This is a genomic window from Mycobacterium sp. E3198 (assembly GCF_001667015.1).
Classification (GTDB): Bacteria; Actinomycetota; Actinomycetes; order Mycobacteriales; family Mycobacteriaceae; genus Mycobacterium.
In genome coordinates this window covers 1-19,978 of the sequence record NZ_LZIS01000196.1, presented here as the reverse complement: position 1 = coordinate 19,978, position 19,978 = coordinate 1, and the positions used below count along the sequence as shown (strand labels likewise).

General features: G+C 72.3%; 18 protein-coding genes and 2 pseudogenes. 12 read left to right on the top strand and 8 right to left on the bottom strand.

Annotation, left to right across the window (positions count from 1 at the left end):
- Window positions 1-36 precede the first annotated feature (36 nt).
- The gene (gene glp / locus A5673_RS30155) at window positions 37-1,242 is read left to right on the top strand and encodes a gephyrin-like molybdotransferase Glp (RefSeq protein WP_068237203.1); all 1,206 of its coding nucleotides are present in this window, start codon (window positions 37-39) and stop codon (window positions 1,240-1,242) included.
- A gap of 2 nt (window positions 1,243-1,244) precedes the next feature.
- Here the strand turns inward: glp and A5673_RS21540 are convergent.
- A pseudogene (locus A5673_RS21540) lies at window positions 1,245-2,405 on the bottom strand (MFS transporter); the annotation flags it as partial.
- A 62-nt stretch (window positions 2,406-2,467) separates the two neighbouring features.
- Here A5673_RS21540 and A5673_RS21535 point away from each other — a divergent pair.
- The 3 genes from A5673_RS21535 to A5673_RS21525 are packed head-to-tail and all read left to right on the top strand — an operon-like array spanning window position 2,468 to window position 6,209.
- A complete protein-coding gene (locus A5673_RS21535) occupies window positions 2,468-3,190 on the top strand; it encodes a phosphatidylserine decarboxylase (protein ID WP_197518446.1) in 723 nt (240 codons plus the stop codon).
- Window positions 3,187-4,050: a CDP-diacylglycerol--serine O-phosphatidyltransferase gene (pssA, locus tag A5673_RS21530; RefSeq protein WP_068237200.1), complete on the top strand. Its 864-nt coding sequence runs from the start codon at window positions 3,187-3,189 to the stop codon at window positions 4,048-4,050. Before A5673_RS21535 ends, pssA begins: the two co-directional genes overlap by 4 nt.
- The gene (locus tag A5673_RS21525) at window positions 4,047-6,209 is read left to right on the top strand and encodes an AAA family ATPase (RefSeq protein ID WP_068237193.1); all 2,163 of its coding nucleotides are present in this window, start codon (window positions 4,047-4,049) and stop codon (window positions 6,207-6,209) included. The genes pssA and A5673_RS21525 overlap by 4 nt, the downstream gene beginning before the upstream one ends.
- On the opposite strand, the gene A5673_RS21520 is transcribed toward A5673_RS21525, so the two are convergent.
- A complete protein-coding gene (locus tag A5673_RS21520) occupies window positions 6,183-6,779 on the bottom strand; it encodes a TetR/AcrR family transcriptional regulator (RefSeq protein ID WP_068237179.1) in 597 nt (198 codons plus the stop codon). The genes A5673_RS21525 and A5673_RS21520 overlap by 27 nt on opposite strands.
- Window positions 6,780-6,800: 21 nt before the next feature.
- Here A5673_RS21520 and A5673_RS21515 point away from each other — a divergent pair, with 21 nt between their 5' ends.
- From A5673_RS21515 to A5673_RS21505, 3 genes are all read left to right on the top strand, one after another.
- On the top strand, window positions 6,801-7,577 hold the full coding sequence (locus A5673_RS21515) for a hypothetical protein (RefSeq protein WP_068237178.1): 777 nt from the start codon (window positions 6,801-6,803) through the stop codon (window positions 7,575-7,577).
- A 70-nt stretch (window positions 7,578-7,647) separates the two neighbouring features.
- Window positions 7,648-9,051 carry an MFS transporter gene (locus A5673_RS21510; protein WP_068237168.1) on the top strand — a complete coding sequence of 468 codons (1,404 nt, stop codon included), beginning with the start codon at window positions 7,648-7,650 and terminating at the stop codon, window positions 9,049-9,051.
- Between the two features lie 17 nt (window positions 9,052-9,068).
- Window positions 9,069-9,977, top strand: a complete 909-nt coding sequence (locus tag A5673_RS21505) for an SDR family NAD(P)-dependent oxidoreductase (RefSeq protein WP_068237165.1) — start codon at window positions 9,069-9,071, stop codon at window positions 9,975-9,977.
- Between the two features lie 115 nt (window positions 9,978-10,092).
- On the opposite strand, the gene A5673_RS21500 is transcribed toward A5673_RS21505, so the two are convergent.
- Genes A5673_RS21500 through A5673_RS21475 form a run of 6 tightly spaced genes read right to left on the bottom strand, consistent with a single transcriptional unit; the run spans window position 10,093 to window position 14,224 of the window.
- Window positions 10,093-10,911, bottom strand: a complete 819-nt coding sequence (locus tag A5673_RS21500) for an enoyl-CoA hydratase-related protein (protein ID WP_068237163.1) — start codon at window positions 10,909-10,911, stop codon at window positions 10,093-10,095.
- Between the two features lie 11 nt (window positions 10,912-10,922).
- A complete protein-coding gene (locus A5673_RS21495) occupies window positions 10,923-11,564 on the bottom strand; it encodes an LON peptidase substrate-binding domain-containing protein (RefSeq protein WP_068237160.1) in 642 nt (213 codons plus the stop codon).
- Window positions 11,564-12,703 (bottom strand): glutamate--cysteine ligase, encoded by a 1,140-nt coding sequence (locus A5673_RS21490; RefSeq protein WP_082958881.1) that lies wholly within the window; start codon window positions 12,701-12,703, stop codon window positions 11,564-11,566. The genes A5673_RS21495 and A5673_RS21490 overlap by 1 nt, the downstream gene beginning before the upstream one ends.
- A complete protein-coding gene (locus A5673_RS21485) occupies window positions 12,684-13,376 on the bottom strand; it encodes a superoxide dismutase family protein (RefSeq protein WP_068237149.1) in 693 nt (230 codons plus the stop codon). The genes A5673_RS21490 and A5673_RS21485 overlap by 20 nt, the downstream gene beginning before the upstream one ends.
- A 47-nt stretch (window positions 13,377-13,423) precedes the next feature.
- Complete coding sequence (locus A5673_RS21480; protein ID WP_068237146.1) at window positions 13,424-13,897, bottom strand: LytR C-terminal domain-containing protein; 474 nt, start codon at window positions 13,895-13,897, stop codon at window positions 13,424-13,426.
- An 18-nt stretch (window positions 13,898-13,915) separates the two neighbouring features.
- Complete coding sequence (locus A5673_RS21475) at window positions 13,916-14,224, bottom strand: DUF3263 domain-containing protein (protein WP_066917645.1); 309 nt, start codon at window positions 14,222-14,224, stop codon at window positions 13,916-13,918.
- 269 nt (window positions 14,225-14,493) lie between these two features.
- Between A5673_RS21475 and A5673_RS21470 the strand changes: the two genes are divergently transcribed.
- The 5 genes and pseudogenes from A5673_RS21470 to A5673_RS21450 form a co-directional block, all read left to right on the top strand.
- A complete protein-coding gene (locus tag A5673_RS21470) occupies window positions 14,494-15,087 on the top strand; it encodes a peptide deformylase (protein ID WP_068237143.1) in 594 nt (197 codons plus the stop codon).
- On the top strand, window positions 15,087-15,788 hold the full coding sequence (locus A5673_RS21465; RefSeq protein WP_068237139.1) for a GCN5 family acetyltransferase: 702 nt from the start codon (window positions 15,087-15,089) through the stop codon (window positions 15,786-15,788). Before A5673_RS21470 ends, A5673_RS21465 begins: the two co-directional genes overlap by 1 nt.
- 71 nt (window positions 15,789-15,859) lie before the next feature.
- Window positions 15,860-16,666: an exodeoxyribonuclease III gene (locus A5673_RS21460; protein WP_068237240.1), complete on the top strand. Its 807-nt coding sequence runs from the start codon at window positions 15,860-15,862 to the stop codon at window positions 16,664-16,666.
- Between the two features lie 157 nt (window positions 16,667-16,823).
- Entirely contained in the window at window positions 16,824-17,267 is a 444-nt protein-coding gene (locus A5673_RS21455) for a hypothetical protein (protein WP_068237237.1), read from the top strand.
- Window positions 17,268-17,285: 18 nt separating this feature from the next.
- Window positions 17,286-19,978: pseudogene (locus tag A5673_RS21450) on the top strand (cation-translocating P-type ATPase); the annotation flags it as partial.

Below are 19,978 nucleotides of genomic sequence, written 5' to 3'. Positions count from 1 at the left end.
GCGAGGCACCGATCGGGGAGGGCCGATAATGGCCGGGTGCGGTCAGTCGAAGAGCATCAGCGAGTCGTAGCGGAGATGATCCGCGCCCGCCCATCGGTCGCGGTCGCGCTGGCCGACGCCCAGGGGCTGGTGTTGGCCGACGACGTGGTTGCCCCGCTGGCGCTGCCGGTCTTCGACAACTCCGCGATGGACGGCTACGCGGTGCGAGCCGAGGATGTCGCGGGCGCCACCGCCGACCACCCGGTGGTGCTGGAAGTCGCCGAGGACATCCCGGCCGGGCGCACCGACGAGCTGACGCTGCAACCCAAGACCGCGCACCGGATCATGACCGGCGCGCCGGTGCCGGCCGGGACGACGGCCGTCGTGCCGGTCGAGGACACCGACGGCGGGGTGGACTCGGTGGCGATCCGCAGTCCGCGCCCGGCCGGCGCGCACATCCGGCGGGCGGGCGAGGACGTCGCCCCCGGCACCACCGTGCTGCGCCAGGGCCAGGTGGTGACCCCGGCCGTGCTCGGCCTGGCGGCGGCGCTGGGAATGGCCGAGCTGCCGGTCGTCCCGCGCCAGCGGGTGCTGGTGATGTCCACCGGCTCGGAGCTGGTGTCGCCGGGCGAGGCGCTGCGGCCCGGGCAGATCTACGAGTCCAACTCGATCATGCTGGCCGGGGCGGTCCGCGAGGCGGGCGCCGAGGTGATCGCCGTCGCGACCGCCGAAGACGATGTCGCGCAGTTCAGCTCGATCCTGGACCGGTACGCCGCCGACGCCGACCTCATCATCACCAGCGGCGGCGTCAGCGCCGGCGCCTACGAGGTGGTCAAGGACGCGTTCGGGCGCGAGGGCGACCAGGGCGTCGACTTCGTGAAGGTGGCGATGCAGCCGGGTATGCCGCAGGGCATCGGGCGGGTGGCCGGCGCGACGATCGTCACCCTGCCCGGCAACCCGGTCAGCGCGCTGGTGTCCTTCGAGGTGTTCATCCGCCCCGCGCTCCGCCGGGCAATGGGCCTGCCGGACCCGGAGCGGCCGCACCGCCCGGCGGTGCTCGCCGAATCGCTGACCTCGCCGCGCGGCAAGCGCCAGTTCCGGCGCGCGATCCTCGACCGCGACGCCGGCAGCGTCACCAGCTACGGCCCGCCGGCGTCCCACCACCTGCGGTGGCTGGCGTCGGCCAACGCGCTGCTGGACATCCCCGAAGACGTCGTCGAGGTGTCCGAGGGGACTGAATTGCAGGTCTGGGACCTGAGCTGAGGCTGGTCGAAGGCCCGGCTGCAGCGGATCGCGACGCCGGCGGCGGCGAGGATCACCGGAATGGCGACCAGCGCCCCCGCCAGCCCGACCCGGCCGGCCAGATGGCCGATCAGCGGCGGGCCGAGCAGGTAGCCCACCCACCCGGTTGCGGCGACGATCGCGATCGCCGATCCCGCGCCGCTCGCCGAGTAGGCGGCGCTGAACGCGGTCGGCACCAGCAACGCCACCCCCGCCCCCAACGCGGCGAATCCGACGACGCTGACGACCGGATCGGCGGCCGCGAGCGTGACGGCCATGGCGACCGCGGCGAACGACGCGAGGGCCGGCAGCAACACGCGAGCCGAAACCCGGGACTGCAGCCGCACCGCGCCGAACCGGGTGACGACCATCGCACACGTGTAGGCGGCGTAGCTGCACGCCGCGACGACCGGCCCGGCGCCGACCACGTCGCGCACGTAGGTGGCCGACCAGTCGGTGGCGGCACCCTCGCACAGGAAAGACGCAAATGCCACGGCCGCAAGGACTCCCACGGCCGGCGTCAGCCAGGCCCGCCCGGGCCGGCCCGCGCCGGGCTCGGGTCCGGCTGCCTCGTCGGCGATCAGGGGCCGGGTCAGGGTCTCCACCACGGCCACGGCCACGACGCCGAGGACCGCCAACTGCGGAAGCAGACCGACGCCCGCGCCGACGCACGCCGCGCCGATCAGGGCCCCGGCCAGCGCCCCGACGCTCCACATGCCGTGAAACCGGGACATGATCGCGGCCCGGGCGAGCCGCTCGACGGCGGCGCCCTGGGTGTTCATCGCGACGTCCAGCGCCCCCTGGAAGAAGCCCCACAGCGCCAGCGCCCCGAACAACCACGCGCCGGACCCGGCCAGCCCGACCGAGGCACCGGCGGCGGCGTATCCGGCCACCGTGACGCGAACCAGCCGGGCGCTGCCCCAGCGCGGCAGCGCCCAGTGGCTCAGAAGCGTGGCCGCGACCGACCCCAGCGGGGCGCCGAACAACGCCGTTCCCAGCGCGGCGTCGGACAGCCCCAGCTCGGCCTTGACCCGCGGAATGTGGGCGGCCCACGACGAAAACAGCACCGCGTGCGCGAGGAATGCGGCGGTGACCCCCATCTTCGCGCGGCGCACCCGCGCCGCCCAGCCGTCGTCCGAATACATTTCCCACGAATCGTTCCCCGTGCGCGCCTTGGGCAACCACCGGGGCTCCGTAAGATGGCCGCGTGGCAAGACGCCCCCGCACCGTGGGCCCCACCGCCGAGGACCCGGCCTTCAGCCCGCAGCACGCCCTCGAGTTGGTGCGCTCCGCCGTTCCGCCCGTGCACCCGGCCGGCCGGCCGTTCGTCGCCGCCGGCCTGGTGGCCGCCCTCGCCGGCCGCAACCACCGCTGGGTGCGGCGGGCGGGCCTGCTGGCCGCCGCCGCCTGCGCGGGGTTCTTCCGGCACCCCAAGCGGGTGCCGCCCACCCGGCCCGGCGCGGTCGTGGCGCCCGCCGACGGCGAGATCTGCGTGATCGACTCGGCCGTCCCGCCCGCCGAATTGAGCATGGGCGACGCCCCGTTGCCGCGGGTCAGCATCTTCCTGTCGCTGCTGGACGCCCACGTGCAGCGGGCCCCGGTGAGCGGTGAGGTGGTCGCCGTGCAGCACCGGCCGGGCCGGTTCGGCTCGGCCGACCTGGCCGCGGCGAGCACCGAGAACGAGCGCACCAGCCTGCGGATCCGGACCGACACCGGCGCCGACGTCGTGGCGGTGCAGATCGCGGGGCTGCTGGCGCGCCGCATCATCTGCGACGCCCACGTCGGGGACAAGCTGACGATCGGCGAAACCTATGGCCTGATCCGGTTCGGCTCCCGGCTGGACACCTACCTGCCGCCCGGGACGGAACCGCTGGTCCAGGTCGGCCAGCGCGCGGTCGGCGGCGAGACCGTGCTGGCCGAGCTGCCATGAGCGACAAGCCCCGCGGGAGGCGGGCGGTCAACTTGCAGATCCTGCCCAGCGCGATGACGGTGCTGTCCATCTGCGCGGGTCTGACCTCCATCCGGTTCGCCCTGCTGCACCAGCCGGTGCCCGCGATGGCGCTGATCGTCGCCGCCGCCATCCTGGACGGGCTCGACGGCCGGGTGGCCCGCATGCTCGACGCCCAGTCGCGGATGGGCGCGGAGATCGACTCCCTGGCCGACGCGGTGAATTTCGGGGTGACGCCCGCGCTGGTGCTCTACGTGTCGATGCTGTCGCGCTGGCCGATCGGTTGGGTGGTGGTGCTGCTGTACGCGGTGTGCGTGGTGCTGCGGCTGGCGCGCTACAACGCGCTGGCCGACGATGGGAACCAGCCCGCCTACGCGCACGAATTCTTCGTCGGGATGCCCGCGCCCGCGGGCGCCGTCTCGATGATCGGCCTGATGGGGCTCAAACTGCAGTTCGGTGAGGGCTGGTGGACCTCGGTGTGGTTCCTGTGCATCTGGGTGACCGGGACGTCGATGCTCATGGTCAGCGGGATCCCGATGAAAAAGATGCACGCCGTGCGGGTGCCGCCGAACTACGCCACCGCGGTGCTGCTGGTGCTGGTGGTCTTCGCCGCCGCTGCGGTGCTGCAGCCCTTCATCACCATCTGGGTGATCATCGTCGCCTACCTGTGCCACGTCCCGTTCGCCGTGCGCAACAAGCGCTGGCTGGACCGGCATCCCGAAGTGTGGGGCGACCAGCCCAAGCAGCAGCGCGCCGTGCGGCGCGCCAACCGCCGGGCCCAGCCGAGCCGCCGGTCCATGACGCGGTTGGGGCTGCGGAAGCCGAGCGGGCGCCTGCGATGATCCCGGCCTCCGGCGAGGCCCGTCAGCTCACCCTCACCGCAAGGTTGAACACCTCCGCCGTCGACTCCCGCCGCGGCGTCGTCCGGCTGCATCCCAACGCCGTCGCGGCCCTTGGCATCCGGGAGTGGGACGCGGTGTCGCTCACCGGGTCGCGGACGACGGCGGCGGTCGCGGGCCTGGCCGGCCCGGACACGCCCGTCGGCATCGTGCTGCTCGACGACGTCACGCTGTCCAACGCCGGGCTGCGGGAGGGCACCGAGGTGATCATCGGCGCGGTCAGCGTCTACGGCGCGCGGTCGGTGACGCTGTCCGGCTCGTCGATGGCCGTCAACTCGATCACGCCCGTCACGCTGCGGCAGGCGTTGCTCGGCAAGGTGATGACCGTCGGCGACGCCGTGTCACTGCTGCCCCGCGATCTGGGGCCCGGGACCTCGACGTCCGACGCGACCCGCGCGCTGGCCGCCTCGGTCGGGATCAGCTGGACCTCGGAGCTGTTGACCGTCACCGGCGTCGATCCGGAGGGGCCGGTCAGCGTGCAGCCGAACTCGTTGGTCAGCTGGGTAACCGGAGTGCCGGCGCCGCGCGAACAGCTGACCACCGGCACCCCGGAGATCCTCATCGAGGAGCTGAAGGGCTCCCAGCCGCAGGCCGCCAAGCTCGCCGAATGGCTCAAGCTGTCGCTCGACGAACCGCACCTGCTGAAGGCCCTGGGCGCCGGCCCCAACCTCGGGGTGCTGGTGTCGGGCCCGGCCGGCGTCGGCAAGGTGACGCTGGTGCGCGCGGTGTGCGACGGCCGCCGGCGTATCGAGCTCGACGGCCCCGAGGTCGGCGCGCTGGCCGCCGACGATCGGCTGAAAGCCGTTGCCGCGGCGGTGCAGAAGGTTCGCGACGGCGGCGGCGTGCTGCTGATCGCCGACGTCGACGCGCTGCTGCCCGCCACCGCCGAGCCGGTCGCCGCCCTGATCCTGGGCGAGCTGCGCGCGGCCGTCGCCACCGCCGGCGTCGCGTTGATCGCCACCTCCGCACACCCCGACCAGCTCGACGCGCGGCTGCGCGCGCCCGACCTGTGCGACCGTGAGCTGGGCCTGCCGCTCCCCGACGGCGCCACCCGCAAGGCGCTGCTGGAGGCGCTGCTCAAGCCGGTGCCCACCGGCGAGGTGCACCTCGACGAGATCGCCGCCCGCACACCGGGTTTCGTCGTCGCCGACCTCGCCGCCCTGGTGCGCGAGGCCGCGCTGCGCGCGGCGTCCCGGGCCAGCGCCGACGGCCAACCGCCCCGGCTGAGCCAGGACGACCTCGTCGGCGCGCTGACCGTCATCCGGCCGCTGTCCCGTTCGGCCAGTGCGGAATTGACCGTCGGCAACGTCACGCTCGACGACGTGGGCGACATGGCCGAGGCCAGGCAGGCCCTGACCGAGGCGGTGTTGTGGCCGCTGCAGCATCCCGACACGTTCGCCCGCCTGGGCGTCGACCCGCCGCGGGGCGTGCTGCTGTACGGCCCGCCCGGCTGCGGCAAGACGTTCGTGGTCCGCGCCCTGGCCAGCACCGGCCAGCTGTCCGTGCACGCCGTCAAGGGCTCCGAGCTGATGGACAAGTGGGTGGGCAGCTCGGAAAAGGCGGTGCGCGAACTCTTTCGGCGCGCCCGGGACTCGGCGCCGTCGCTGATCTTCCTCGACGAGGTGGACGCGCTGGCGCCCCGGCGCGGGCAGAGCTTCGACTCCGGGGTCACCGACCGCGTGGTGGCCGCGCTGCTGACCGAGCTGGACGGCATCGACCCGCTGCGCGACGTCGTGGTGCTGGGCGCCACCAACCGTCCCGATCTGATCGACCCCGCCCTGCTGCGGCCCGGCCGGCTGGAGCGGCTGGTGTTCGTCGAACCGCCCGACGCCGCGGCCCGCGGCGAAATCCTGCGCACCGCAGGCAAATCCATCCCACTGAGCGACGACGTCGACCTCGACGAGGTGGCCGCCGGGCTCGACGGCTACAGCGCCGCCGACTGCGTCGCCCTGCTGCGCGAGGCCGCGCTGGGCGCCATGCGGCGCTCCATCGACGCCTCCGACGTCACGGCCGCCGACCTCGAGGCCGCCCACAAGGCCGTGCGCCCATCCCTGGATCCCGCGCAGGTCGACGCCCTACGCGCGTTCGCGAAAACTCTCTAGCACCGCCCGCGCCGACGCCGCGACGTCGGCCTCCAGCCATTTCGGCATCGGATCGTCGTGTGCGTGGCGCCGCACCACCGCGTACGGCAGGTCGGCGACCGCTCGCGCGACCGCATCGACCGATCGCCGGTCAGCGCGTCCGTACAGTTGCCTCGCCAGCGTCGCGAGCCGCTCGGTCAGCGGCGCGTTCATCGCGGCGAGCGTCTGGCGGAACGCCGCGTCCGGCTCGCCGTCGAGCAGGTCACCCGGGCGGATCGTCAGCAACAGCCGGGCGTCGTCGGGCAATGCGCGCGCGAAGCTGACCGCGGCCGCGGCCATGGCTGCGGCGGTAGCGAGGGCAGTTTCACCGTCGGCGGCCATCGCCCGCGCCTGAAAGCGTTGCAGCGCCCGCAGCCACGCCGCCGTCAGGATGCCGTCGCGGTTGCCGAACCGGTGATACAGCGTGCCCGCGGGCGCGCCGCTCGCCTTCGATATCGCCGCGACACTGGCGGCGCGCGGCCCGCCGTCGAGCACGAGCGCGCGGGCTGCGTCGAGGATCACATCGGTTTCGTGCTTCCGCGGTGGCGCCATGATCTAGTACATTCCTTCTATATGGAACGATTACCCTATATCGATGAGCATGCCATAACCGTCGACGCGAATCGTGACGACACGTGGTCGGCGCTGCTGCGGGTGATGTGCCGCGACCCGCACGACCCGTCGACCGTCCCCACCGGCTTCGTGCTGGACGAGGCGCGGCCGCCCGAGCGGTTCGCGCTGAAGGGCCGCCACCCGTTCGCGGTCTATCGCTGGGTGTTCGAATTGCAGGCCGAGTCGGCGCACCGCACCCGGGTGCGCGCGCTGACCTGGGCCGCCTTCCCCGGCATTCACGGCAAGGCCTACCGCGCGCTGGTCATCGGCACCGGCGGTCACCGCGTCGCGGTGCGCTGGACGCTGCACCGCATCGCGGCCGCGGCCACCGGAGCCGACTACACGGACGTCTTCGAAGCCGCGCTGGCTCAGGGCGATTCGCGCACCACCGAACAGGCGTTCCGCGACGCGGTGGGCGACCGGCCGGGCTCGGGCGGCAGGCTGGTCCTCTGGATTCACCGCCACGTCCTGAGATTTCGGCTCGGCCCGTATTCCTCGCCCCAGCACATCATCGGCTGGCCGATCACCCGTTCGGACCGCGACGAGGTCGTGCTGATGACGGCCGGACCGCTCATGCGCGGCGAGCTGACGCTGCGCCGCGAGGCTGGCCGGGCCGTGCTCACCACCCGCGTCCAGTACGCCAACAAGATCGCCGCCCGCGCGGTCTGGGCCGTGATCGGACCACTTCATCGGGACGTGGCACCGCAACTGGTGAAACGCATTGCGGCCCACGCCTGAACCGTTCGGCCGGTTGGTTCGTGACCACTTAGCTGTAACCCGGTCGCCTACCTAACGGCATGGAGAAGCGATGATCACGGCAGCGCCGACGACGCGCGTCATCGTGGTCGCGATCCTGGTGTCGACGGTCGCCTTCCTCGATGGCACCGTGGTGAATCTGGCCCTGCCGGCCACGGCGCGCGAGCTGGGCGGGGGCATGTGCTCGCAGCAATGGGTGGTCGACGGTTACCTGCTCGCGGTGGCGGCCATGGTGCTGCCGGGCGGCGCGATCTCGGATCTCTTCGGCCGCATCCCGGTGCTGCGCTTCGGCCTGGCGGCGTTCGGGGCGGGCTCGGTGCTGGCGGCCACCGCCGGCACCCCGGCGATGCTGATCGCCGGGCGCCTCGTGCAGGGGTTGGGCGGTGCGTTCCTGGTGCCCGGCTCGCTGGCACTGATCAACTCATCGTTCGACCCCGCGGACCGGCCCGCGGCGATCGGGTCGTGGACGGCGTGGACCAGCACCGCTTTCGCCGTGGGGCCGCTGCTGGGTGGGCTGGCCGTGGACTTCCTGAACTGGCGCTGGATCTACGTCCTGTCGGCGATCCCGATGGCCGTCGGTTTCGCGCTGACGTTTTCGCTACCCCCGACGCCCGCGCCCGCCGACCGCTCCCGCGTCGACGTCGCGGGTGCGGCGCTGTCGGCCGTCGGCCTGGCCGCCACGGTGTACGCGCTGATCGAACAGGGTCGCCGGGGCTGGGGCGACCCCCTGGTCCGGGCGGCGCTGGCGGTGGGGATCACGGCACTGCTGGCATTCGTGGCGTGGCAGCGCCGCACCCCACACCCGATGGTGCCGCTCAGCCTGTTCGCGACCCGCAATTTCGCGGGAGCCAACGCGGTCACCGCGTTCGTCTACGGCGGCATCACGATGGGCTCGCTGGCCCTGGGCCTGTACCTGCAGGAGGTCGCGGGGTATTCCGCCACCGCCGCGGGCCTGACGACCCTGCCCAGCCCGATCATGTCGTTCGTGTTCGCCCGCGGCGTCGGCGGACTGGCCGCCCGGCTCGGGTACCGCGTCTTCCTGATCGTCGGGCCGGCGCTGGCCGGGGTGGGGCTGCTGCTGATCCGTCCCGCCGCCCACGGATTCCACCTCGTCTCGGACGTGCTGCCCGGCCGGACGCTGCTGGCCGTCGGCATGGTCCTGGCCATCACGCCGCTGACCGCGGTCAACCTGTCCGCCGTCAAGTCCGCGCACAGCGGGATCGCCGCCGCGATCCAGAACGCGACGGGGCGCACCTCCGCGCTGATCGCGGTGGCCTGCGTGGGCCTGATAACGGCCAACCGGCTGACCGACGCCAGCTTCACCCGGCTGCTGCAGGTCAGCGCGGCGCTGTTCTTCGCGGGCGCCGTGATCGGCGGCCTCGGCATCAGAAACGCGGCCGCGCCGGCCGAGCCCGCTGCGGACACGATGGCATTGGAGCTCAACCCCGCGCGCTAGCACTACTGTCATCGAGCATGACGGAACGTCCCACCGCGCTGCAGGTCGTCGATGGAATCGACCTGTCGGGCCAGACCTGTGTGATCACGGGCGCCTCCTCGGGCTTGGGCCGCGAGTCGGCACGGGCGCTGGCCACCGCCGGCGCGCACGTCGTCCTGGCCGCACGCAACCCCGACGCCCTGGCGCAGACGGCCCAGTGGATCGCGGGCGAGGCTCCCGGCGCCCGGGTCTCGACGGTGCCGCTCGATCTGACCGCGTTGGCCGGCGTCCGCGCGGCGGCGAGCGCCATCGGCGAGATCGCACCGGTGATCGACGTCCTCATGAACAACGCCGGCGTCATGTTCACCCCGTTCGGCCGTACCAGCGATGGTTTCGAAAACCAAATCGGCACAAACCATTTCGGGCACTTCGAGCTCACCCGCCTGCTCGTCGGGCAACTCGCCGCGGCGGGGAGCGCGCGCATCGTCACCCTGTCCTCGGCAGGCCACGCGCTGGGCGACGTCGACTTCGACGACCCCAACTGGGAACGCAGGGAATACGACAAGTTCGTCGCGTACGGGGCGTCCAAGACCGCGAACATCCTGCACGCGACCGAGGCGGACCGGCGGCTGCGCGGGTCGGGCATCCGCGCCTTCGCCGTGCACCCCGGCACCGTGGCAACGTCGTTGGCGCGCTACATGTCCCGCGCCGACTTCGCCCGGCTGCGCGAGATGGCCGCCGCCCGCGGCGGCGCGCTCGACCTTGTCGCACCCGAGCAGGGCGCGGCCACCCAGGTGTGGGCGGCGGTCAGCCCGGAGCTGGCGGGCAAGGGCGCGCTGTACCTGGAAGACTGCGCCATCAGCGACGCGGTCGCGCCGTACGCGCGCGACGAGCAGCGCGCGGCGGACTGGTGGACCCTCTCCGAAACGCTTTGCGACAGAGCGTGAATTGGGTGGGCACCCAGGCGTTCGAGCGTGTACCTGGGGTGGGATTTCAACCGAATCCCCGCCGTGGGTTCACAGCCGAGTGCACCACCGCACATTCGACGAGCGCGCCTGAGGCTCACGGCTCCGGCAGTTCTGCCCAGTCGGCCGACAGCCGCGAGCTGAACCGCGGTGGCCGCCGATCGAGGAACGCGGTGACCCCTTCGCGGGCGTCGGCGGTGCCCATCACGCGGTGGTGCAGCTGGGTTTCCAGCGACGCGACCTGCCGCGGGCTGTAGTTGTTGATCGCGCTGTCCCAGAGCAGCCGCTTGCACAACGCCGCCGACATCGGCGCCACGTGGGCCGCGATGTCGCGGGCGATGTCCAGGGCATGGTCGAGCACCCGCTCGGCGGGCAGCGCCCGGTTCGCGACGCCGAGCGCCACCGCCTCGGCGCCGGTGAAGGTGCGCCCCGTGAGCAGCAGCTCGGCGGCCACCCCCAGGGTGGCCAGGTGCGCCAGCGTCCAGTGCGACGCGCAGTCCGGGATCACGCCCCGGCGCACCTGCACCACACCGTATTTGGCGTCTTCGGCGACGATGCGGATGTCGGCCTGCAGCGCGATCGTCAGGCCGATACCGATGGCGTGGCCGTTGAGCGCGGCGATCACCGGCTTGCGCAACTCGAACGCGGCGGGGTCGATCGGCGACGCCGAGAACCCGCTGTCGCCGGCCGGGGAGTCGAACGGCGAGATGTTGCCCGAGAAGTCCGCTCCCACGCAGAAGGCGCGGCCCGCCCCGGTCACCACGAGGGCGCGGACGGCATCGTCGCCGTCGCAGTCCCGGTAGGCCCGGCTCAGCAGCCGGCCCATGTCGGCGGTGTAGGCGTTGAGGTGGTCGGGACGATTCAGCGTCAACACCGCCACGCCCTCGTTGATGTCGACAGTCACGTCGGCGCTCATCGCGTTGCCCCCTATTCGGACAGCTGGAACTCCACCATGTCGGCAAGCGCGTCCACGGCGTCGCCCAGCGCCGCGAATCGGTCGGCGGCCGACGGCGCCGACAGCACGCTGTAGCGGTCGGCCGTGCCGATCGGGATGCGAGAAGCCAGCTCGAACAGCCGCTGCCCGGCATCGCCCTCGCCGCAACCCAGGAGCTCGTCGCGCCCCGGCAGCCGGGCGTCGCGGGCCGCCGCGATCCGCTCGAACAGCGCCATCACGCGGTCCTCGAGTTCGACCAGCTGCGCGGCGCTCACCGGCTCCCCGGGCTCGTCGGGCCACACGCTCACCGTCGCGCGGGGGTACGGATCGTCGGGCAGCCACTCGTGCACCCGGATCCGCTCGCCGGTGCGGCAGCGCAACGCGTAGCGGCCCGCACCGAGGTCGGCGTGCTCGGCGATCCGGGACAGCACGCCGACGTCGCACCGCGCATCGCCTCCGCCGACCTCGCGGCCCCGCGCGATCAGCACGACGCCGAACGGTTCGCCGGCGTCCAGGCAGCGCCGCACCAGCGCGCCGTAGCGCGGCTCGAAGATGCGCAACGGCAGCTCCTGGCCGGGCAGCAGCGCCGACTCGAGCGGGAACATCGCCCGCTCAACGGGTTCGGGACCGGCCATCAGATGTCCAGCTCCGCCACCAGCGCGTCGACGACGGCGCGCAGGTCGCCGTCGTGTTCCTCGGCCACCCGCCGCTGGCGCTGATACGACGCGCCGTGGGTCACGATGTCGGCCACCGCGCGCAGCTCGTCGGCGCAGTGCAGCGACTTGGCAACCGGCTCCAGCCGGGTCAGCACGTCGTCGAGGTCCTCGGTGACCAGCCGCTCGTTGCTGTCGGCGTCCAGGATGATCACCGCGTCCAGGCCGTAGCGGGCGGCGCGCCACTTGTTCTCCTGCACGTGCCACGGCGGCATGGTGGGCAGCGTGTCGCCAGCGTCGAGCCTGCGGTCCAGGTCGACGATCAGGCAGTGCGTCAACGCCACCAACGCGCCGAGCTCGCGCAGGTTGGACACGCCGTCGCAGACCCGCACCTCGATGGTGCCGAGATGCGGTGAAGGCCTGATGTCCCAACGGATTTCGTCCATGTGGTCGATGATGCCGGTCTTCTTCTGGTCGTGCACGAAGCCCTCGAACTCCGACCACCGCTGGAAGTGAAACGGCAGCCCCGCCGTCGGCAGCTGCTGAAACATCATCGCGCGGTTGCTGGCATAGCCGGTGTCCTCGCCGCCCCACCACGGCGACGACGCCGACAGCGCCAGCAGGTGCGGGTAGTACTTCAGCAGCGAGGTCATGATCGGCATCACCTTGTTCGCCGACGAGATCCCGACGTGGACGTGCACCCCCCAGATCATCATCTGGCGGCCCCACCACTGGGTGCGTTTGATCAGCTCGGCGTAGCGCGGGGCGTCGGTCAGCTTCTGGGCCGACCACCGGGCGAAGGGGTGGGTGCCTGCGCAGAACAGCTCCATGCCGCGGTCCCGCACGACCCGGCGGGCCGGGCGCAGGGTCTCGCCCAGGTCTTGCATCGCCTGCGCGGTGCAGTCGCAGATGCCGCTGACCACCTCGACGGTGTTGCGCAGCAATTCCTTGTGCACGCGCGGGTTTTCGCCGATCTCGGCGATGACCGCGGTGGCCTCGTTGCTCAGGTCGCGTGTCTGCGCGTCGACGAGGGCGAACTCCCACTCCACGCCGATGGTCGGCCGTGGCGAGGGAGCGAAATCGATGCGGGTTCTGGCCCTGCTAGCCGGCGCCGATGACACCGCACGCCACCCGCTTGCCGGCGTCACCGGTCGTCATCGTCATCTGGTCGGGGCCCGGCGTTCCGTTGGTCTGGCTGTAGCGCTCCGGCGGGATGTTGGCGAAGTTGTCGGCGCCGGCATGGATGACGATCGCCGTCTTCTCGCCGCTCGTCAGGTCCTCCATGGCGAACGCGTCCGTGGTGGTCACCAGCATGCCCACGCCGTCCTTGCGGACCTGAAGCGACGTCAGGTCGCCGCTGGCCGGCTCGCCGGAATGCCCGGGCGCCTGGAAGTGGCCGCCGGCGGACAGGAAGTCGCCGGGCGCGCCGCCGGTCGGAGCCGTCGAGTTGGGCTCGCACTTGCCCACTTTGTGGATGTGCACCCCGTGGAAGCCGGGCGCGAGGTGCCCCGGGCCGGAGGTCGCGATGGTGATGGTGGCGTAGCCGTTGCTGAAATCGAACTTCGCGGTCGCGACCTGAACGCCGTCGGGCGTCTTCAGTTGCGTGGTCAGGCTCTGCCCCGCCGGCTGCTGTTCGGTGCCGTCGGTGCCCGAGGTGGGCGACGGCGCGGCCGCTCCGGTCCAGATCGCCGGCGTGGTGCCGGGGGCCTGCGACGCGTGCTGGGGCGACGAGCAGGCGCTGACCAATGCGATTGCGGACATTGCGGCGGCAGCGGCATTGCGGTGCTTGGGCATAGCGGAAGCCTAGCCCGACGACCCCCGAAATTGGAGCAGCGCCAACGTCAGCCCGTCACCAGGACGATGACGCCGGGCGGCTGGTTGCCCAGCTCCGGAATCCGCGGCTGGACCGGCGCTCCCAGGTTTTTTCCCACCGCGTCGGCGGTGGCGTGCTCGCCGTCGGCGTCGGTGTAGTAGACGGTGGTGACCGCAACATCCGACAGCGGCAGGTTGCCGACGTCGGTCACCTTGAAACCGGCCGACGTCAGCTGATCCTTGGTGCGCGCGGCGACGCCCTCTTTGTTGGAGATGTTGTAGACGCGAACCTCGGCCTGATTGGCCGCTGCGCTGCTGGTGGTAGCCGGCGAGGTGGCGCTGCTGGTCGTCGTGGAGACGGCCGACGCCGAGTCGTCGTCGGACTTTCCGGAGGAACTCAGCGCCTGCCACCCGAGCAACAGGAAGATGACGCCCAGGAACAACAGCACCATCACCATGGCCCGGAGTGGAAGTCCCGTGGAATCGGGAACGCGCTCTTTCATCGAGCCCACTGTAGCGAGTTAGGTCACCTCGAAGCCCAAACGGCGGGCGGCGCGCGCCTTCTGCCGGCTGGCGCGCAGCCGCCGCAGCCGCTTCACGAGCATCGGGTCGGCGGCCAGCGCCTCGGGCCGATCGACCAGCGCGTTGAGGACCTGGTAGTAACGCGTCGCCGACATCGAGAACAGCTCCTTGATGGCGTCTTCCTTCACCCCGGCGTACTTCCACCACTGGCGTTCGAACGCCAGGATGTCGTGTTCACGGCGGGTGAGGCCATCGGCGATGTCAGCGTCGTCCCCCGATCGATTTGCCCGCGCCATGGCGCTGTCCATATCGCTTCCCCTGGACCCTTCCGGCGATGCTCAACGTGTTCGAATGACTCTTACATAGGGGCATGTTTCGGCGAATATTGAACCACGCCGCGAACCCTCAAGCCGTAATGCAGACCCGCGAGTCGGCCGATTGGCCGCGATTGCCCCGGCTCCCCCCGCCGCCGCGCGAGCGTAATCAGGCTGCGAAAAGTTGATCGAAAAATCGCAGTGCGGTTACGCTCGCGGGCTCCCATGAGCTTCCAATGTCGCCGCGCATAAGCTTGCCGACCATGGCAGTCGTACCCATCCGGATCGTGGGAGATCCCGTCCTGCACACCCCGACGGCGCCGGTGCCCGTCGCCGCCGACGGTTCGCTGCCGGCCGACCTGCCCGGGTTGATCGCGACCATGTACGACACCATGGACGCCGCGCACGGCGTCGGCCTGGCCGCCAATCAGATCGGATACGGGCTGCGGCTCTTCGTCTACGACTGCGCCGAAGACCGCGGCCTGACCGACCGCCAGCGCGGCGTCGTCATCAACCCGGTGCTGGAAACCAGCGATATCCCCGAGACCATGCCGGACCCGGGCGCCGACGAGGAGGGCTGCCTGTCGGTCCCGGGCGAGTCGTTCCCCACCGGCCGCGCGAAGTGGGCGCGGGTCACCGGGCTCGACGCCGACGGCAACCCGGTCACCATCGAGGGCACCGGCCTGTTCGCGCGGATGCTGCAGCACGAAACCGGCCACCTGGACGGCTTCCTCTACCTGGACCGCCTCATCGGCCGGTACGCCCGCAGCGCGAAACGGGCCGTGAAGTCGCACGGCTGGGGCGTTCCGGGACTGTCGTGGCTACCGGGCGAGGGGCCGGACCCGTTCGGTCACTGATGGTTTCGTGGCCCGCCCTGGGGACCCGGGTGACGGTTCGCTACCGGCGCCCCGCCGGGTCGGTCCCACCGCTGACCGATGCCGTCGGAGTCCTGCTGGCGGTCGATCCGGTGGTGCGGGTGCGGACAAAAACGGGCGCGGTGGTCGAGTTCGCACCCGTCGACGTCGTCGCGCTGCGCGCGCTGACCGACGCGCCGGTGCGCACCTCCGACATCCGGGCGCTGGAGCGCGCGGCCGCCGCGGCCCTCCCCGGCGACGAGCACACCTGGCTGGACGGCTGGCTGCTGCGCGCCGGGCAAGGGGCCGGTCCGGTCGCCAATTCGGCCATGCCACTGGATATTTCGGCAAGGGGCACCGCCATTCCCGAGATCGTGGCCTGGTATGAGCGCCGCGGCCTGGTGCCGCGGCTGGGGATCCCGGAGCGGCTGCTGGCGCTGCCGCCCGGGGTCGCGGTCGAGCTCACGGAGCGCATCCTGGTGCGCGACCTCGCGAGCGTCACGCCGGGCGGCACCAGGTGGCTGGGCCTGTCGGCGGCACTGTCCGAGGATGCGCTGGAATGGGGCGCGCGCGGCGGGGCGACCCGCGCATACGTGGAGCTCGACGACAGCGACACCGACAAGATCGCCCTGGCCGAGTCGCTGGGCTTTCGGCTGCACCACCGTCGGCGCTACGTGCGGGCGCGACGACTCGATAACGTCTAGCCATGCGATCGCCGCTGCGACTGGATGGCGTCGACCCGCAGCGCCCGGCTTCGCCGCGCTTGCGATCGCCGCTGCGGCTGGCCACCTGGAACGTGAACTCGATCCGCACCCGCCTGGACCGCGTCCTGGACTGGCTTCCCCGCGCCGAGGTCGACGTGCTGGCCATGCAGGAGACCAAGTGCTCCGACAGCCAATTCCCCACGCTGCCGTTCTTCGAACTCGGCTACGAGGTCGCACACGTCGGCTTCAACCAGTGGAACGGCGTGGCCATCGCCTCTCGCGTCGGCATCGACGACGTGCAGGTGGGCTTCGAGGGCCAGCCCACCTGGAGCGCCAAGCCCGAGATGGCCGCCACCGCCGAGGCGCGCGCGCTGGGCGCCACCTGCGGCGGCATCCGGGTCTGGAGCCTGTATGTGCCCAACGGTCGCGCCGTGGGCGATCCGCACTACACCTACAAGTTGAATTGGCTTGCGGCGCTGCGCGATACGGCGGCCGGCTGGCTGCACGACGATCCCACCGCCCCGATCGCGCTGGTCGGCGACTGGAACATCGCCCCGACCGACGAGGACGTGTGGAGCACCGAGTTCTACACCGGCGCCACGCACGTCTCCGAACCGGAGCGCCGGGCGTTCGACGCCATCGTCGATGCGCAATTCACCGACGTGGTAAGGCCTTTCGCCCCGGGCCCGGGGGTCTACACGTACTGGGACTACACCCAGCTGAGGTTCCCGAAGAACCGGGGCATGCGCATCGACTTCATCCTCGCCTCACCGGCGCTGGCCGGTCGCGTCACCGGCGCGCAGATCGTCCGGGACGAACGCAAGGGCAAGGCGCCGAGCGATCATGCGCCGGTGCTGATCGATGTGAGGAGCGTGTGAGCCCGCCCTGAGAAGTTACTCGTTGTACGCGCGTTTGTAACGTGGCAGGCTTTCGCTATCGAGCACGAATTCGTTGTTGCTGTTAACTTTGCGTTCAACGGGTACACAGGTAGCCGCGCGGTTCCCAGCGAGAGCGACTAGATACCGAGGAGTGATCATGGGTGTCGTCGGCGGGGCAGTCCGCAACGTGGGCAAAACCGTGGGTCGCGCGGCGGACGCGACCACCGCGGCAGCGGGTGCTGTCGGTGGCGCCGCGGTCAATGGAATCGTCGGCGGCGTAACGGGAGCCGCCGAGGGAATCAAGCGCGGAATCAGCAGCGGCAGCCATTCGACGCCGGCCGCGGCGCTGGCCCTGGGCGCCATCGGGGTCGCGGGCCTGGTCGAGTGGCCGGTGTTGCTGGCCGTCGGCGGCGGCGCGCTGTTGCTGCACCGGATGCAGCACAAGAACGGGGGCCCCCCCGCGGCGAAGGCCAACCTCAAGCCGGTGCGCTCGGAGCCCGCGCCGAAGAAGGTCGCGCCGGCGAAGGCCGCCGGCAAGCCGGCCGCCAAGAAGGCCGCCGGGCGGCGTGCCGGCGCCGCCGAGTTGCGCAGCACCAACTGAGAACCGTCTGAGCCGCCCTTGAGCATTGTCACGTCGTTACAACAATCGACGCCGCTGCGGGCGCTCACGACAGTCTTGGACATCGCGGCGATTCCGCTGCGCGAAGGCGCCCGGGCGCTCACCGGTGACCTGCCCCACGAAACGCTGAGCCGGCGCTGCTGGCGGGGCGATCACCGCGCCTGGATCGAGGTGCGCGGCCTGGACGGCGCGGACCCGGGCGAGCTCGGCGTTGCCGTGCTCGACGCGATCCTGGCCCACCCCGGCGTCACGTCGGCCAGCCTGAACCACCCCCTGTCCCGGGTCGTCGTCACCCTCGGCGACGGCCACACCTCGCTGCGCGACCTTTGTCACCTCATCGATGACGCCGAAAAGCGTTGCCGCGCAACTCCCAAGGCGTCGGCGACCACCCTTCCGGGCGACGGCGTGGTGGCGGCGACCAGGGCCGTGACGCTGGCCGCCAACGCCGCGGGGCTGGGCGTCGCGCTGGCGGGCCGGGCGCTGCGCTGGCCGCGATTGCCGATCGGTGTCCAGGCGCCCATCGTGGCCCTGGACTACCAGCCCTGGCTGCGGCGCCTGCTCGAGGACCGCATCGGCGGGCCCGCGACGGACACGGTGCTGGCGCTGGCCATGGCGGCGGCGGAAACGGTCACGCTCGCCCCGGCGTCGCTGTCGGTCGGCCTGCTGATGCAGTCGCTGAAGGCCGCCGAGTGCCGCGCCGAGGCCGCGGCGTGGCGCAGGCACGAACCCGAGCTGGCCCGCTATGCCGACCAACCCCCCGGCGACGCGTCGCCGCCGAGGCCGCCCCGCGCCCGAACCGTGGAACGCAACGCGGGCCGGTTCGCCCTCGTCCAGGCGCTCGGCGCCGGGCTGGTCGGCGCCACCACCCGCAACCTGAACATGGCCGCCACCGCGGTGCTGGTGACCGCGCCCAAGGCCAGCCGCACCACGCCGGAGGCGTTCGCGGCGGCGCTCGGGCGCGGATTGGCCGACCACCACGCGGTGCTCTCGCTGCGGCCCGACGCGCTGCGCCGCCTGGACCGGATCGACGCGATCGTCATCGACCCCCGCGTGTTGTGCACCACCGGGTTGCGGGTGGCGCGCATCCGCGGCGCGGACGAGCTCGACCTGTCCGCGGCGTGGGACCGCGCCCAGCGGGTGCTGGAGCGCAATGGGCACCGGCCGGGCTGGCACCGGGTGCCCGGCAAGCCGGGGTCCGCCGTCGAGGCGCTGTTCCGCCCCGGCCACGACCCCTTGGCGTCGGCCGTGGTCGCCGAGGCGCACCGCACGGGAGCCGAGCTGGTGTCGGTCGACGTCGACTCGCTGGGCGAGTTGCGGCCCGCGTTCGACGACCTGAAGCCGTTGGGCAAGGGCTCCATCGATGACGCCCTGGCCCACGCGGTGGCGGACCTGCAACGGGCCGGTCGCACCGTGGCGGTGCTGTCATCGCTTGGCGCGCAAGCGATTTCGGCCGCCGAAGTGGCCCTGGGCGTGCTGCCGCAGCCCGGCGCGGGCCCGCCGCCCTGGTGTGCCGACCTGCTGCTGCCCGATCTCGCGGCCGCGTGGCGGGTGCTGCACGCGCTTCCGGCGGCCAAGGCCGCCACCCAGCGCGGCGCCGGGATCGCGGCCGGCGCGACGGCCATGGGCTCGCTGCTGATGATCCCGGGCATCCGCGGCCTGGGCCCCGGGCCGGTGACCACCGGCGCGGCGGCGGGCGCGGTGTCCGGCTACCTGCTGGCGCGCGGGATCATGGCCGCCGACCCGCCGCGGCCGGCGTCCGCCCACGAATGGCACGCGATGTCGGTCGACCAGGTGCGCCGGGCGCTCCCCCCGCCGCACGCATCGGAGGCCTCGCCCGAAGGGCTGGCCCCGACGCCCCCGCACGCGGTCTGGCAACTCCTCAAGGCCGTCCGCGCCGAGCTGACCGACCCGCTCACCCCGGTGCTGGCGCTCGGGTCGGCGGCCAGCGCCGTGCTCGGGTCGCCCGTCGACGCCGTCCTGGTCTTCTCGGTGCTGACCGGGAACTCCGTCCTGGCCGCCAGCCAGCGGCTGCGCGCCGAGAACCGCTTGAACCGCCTGCTCGAACAGCAGATCCCGCCGGCCCGGAAGGTCGGGACCGGTCCCGACGGCGAGCGGGTGTACACCGACGTCATCGCGGCGCAATTGCGCCCCGGCGACGTGATCGAGATCCGGACGCACGAGGTGGTGCCCGCCGACGCCCGGATCGTCGAGGAGGTCGACGTCGAGGTCGACGAGTCGACGCTCACCGGCGAGTCGCTGTCGGTGGAGAAGCAGGTCGACGCCACGCCGGGCGCCGACCTCGCCGAGCGTCGCTGCATGCTGTACGCCGGGACCACCGTGGTGGCCGGCACCGCGGTGGCCCTGGTGACCGCGGTGGGGGCCGACACCCAGGAACGCCGGGCCGCCGAGCTGGTGTCCGGCGACCTGTCGTCGGACATCGGCCTGCAGCACCAGCTCAGCCAGCTCACCAACCGGGCCTTCCCCGTCAGCGTGGCCGGCGGCGCCCTGGTGGGCGGCCTCGGGCTGTTGCGCGGCACCGGCCTGCGCCAGGCGGTGGCCAGCGGCATCGCCATCGCGGTCGCGGCGGTCCCCGAGGGCATGCCGCTGGTCGCGACGCTGGCGCAGTCGGCGTCGGCGCGGCGGCTGACCAAGTTCGGCGCGCTGGTCCGCGTGCCGCGCTCGGTGGAGGCGCT

What these genes read in the sequence shown, in the direction of transcription:
- A5673_RS21455 (WP_068237237.1), top strand. Translation starts at nt 16,824, where the DNA reads ATGGGTGTCGTCGGCGGGGCAGTCCGCAACGTGGGCAAAACCGTGGGT.
- A5673_RS21510 (WP_068237168.1), top strand. Translation starts at nt 7,648, where the DNA reads ATGATCACGGCAGCGCCGACGACGCGCGTCATCGTGGTCGCGATCCTG.
- A5673_RS21480 (WP_068237146.1), bottom strand. Translation starts at nt 13,897, where the DNA reads ATGAAAGAGCGCGTTCCCGATTCCACGGGACTTCCACTCCGGGCCATG.
- A5673_RS21475 (WP_066917645.1), bottom strand. Translation starts at nt 14,224, where the DNA reads ATGGACAGCGCCATGGCGCGGGCAAATCGATCGGGGGACGACGCTGAC.
- A5673_RS21470 (WP_068237143.1), top strand. Translation starts at nt 14,494, where the DNA reads ATGGCAGTCGTACCCATCCGGATCGTGGGAGATCCCGTCCTGCACACC.
- A5673_RS21465 (WP_068237139.1), top strand. Translation starts at nt 15,087, where the DNA reads ATGGTTTCGTGGCCCGCCCTGGGGACCCGGGTGACGGTTCGCTACCGG.
- A5673_RS21485 (WP_068237149.1), bottom strand. Translation starts at nt 13,376, where the DNA reads ATGCCCAAGCACCGCAATGCCGCTGCCGCCGCAATGTCCGCAATCGCA.
- A5673_RS21515 (WP_068237178.1), top strand. Translation starts at nt 6,801, where the DNA reads ATGGAACGATTACCCTATATCGATGAGCATGCCATAACCGTCGACGCG.
- A5673_RS21500 (WP_068237163.1), bottom strand. Translation starts at nt 10,911, where the DNA reads ATGAGCGCCGACGTGACTGTCGACATCAACGAGGGCGTGGCGGTGTTG.
- A5673_RS21525 (WP_068237193.1), top strand. Translation starts at nt 4,047, where the DNA reads ATGATCCCGGCCTCCGGCGAGGCCCGTCAGCTCACCCTCACCGCAAGG.
- A5673_RS21495 (WP_068237160.1), bottom strand. Translation starts at nt 11,564, where the DNA reads ATGGCCGGTCCCGAACCCGTTGAGCGGGCGATGTTCCCGCTCGAGTCG.
- A5673_RS21505 (WP_068237165.1), top strand. Translation starts at nt 9,069, where the DNA reads ATGACGGAACGTCCCACCGCGCTGCAGGTCGTCGATGGAATCGACCTG.
- A5673_RS21520 (WP_068237179.1), bottom strand. Translation starts at nt 6,779, where the DNA reads ATGGCGCCACCGCGGAAGCACGAAACCGATGTGATCCTCGACGCAGCC.
- pssA (WP_068237200.1), top strand. Translation starts at nt 3,187, where the DNA reads ATGAGCGACAAGCCCCGCGGGAGGCGGGCGGTCAACTTGCAGATCCTG.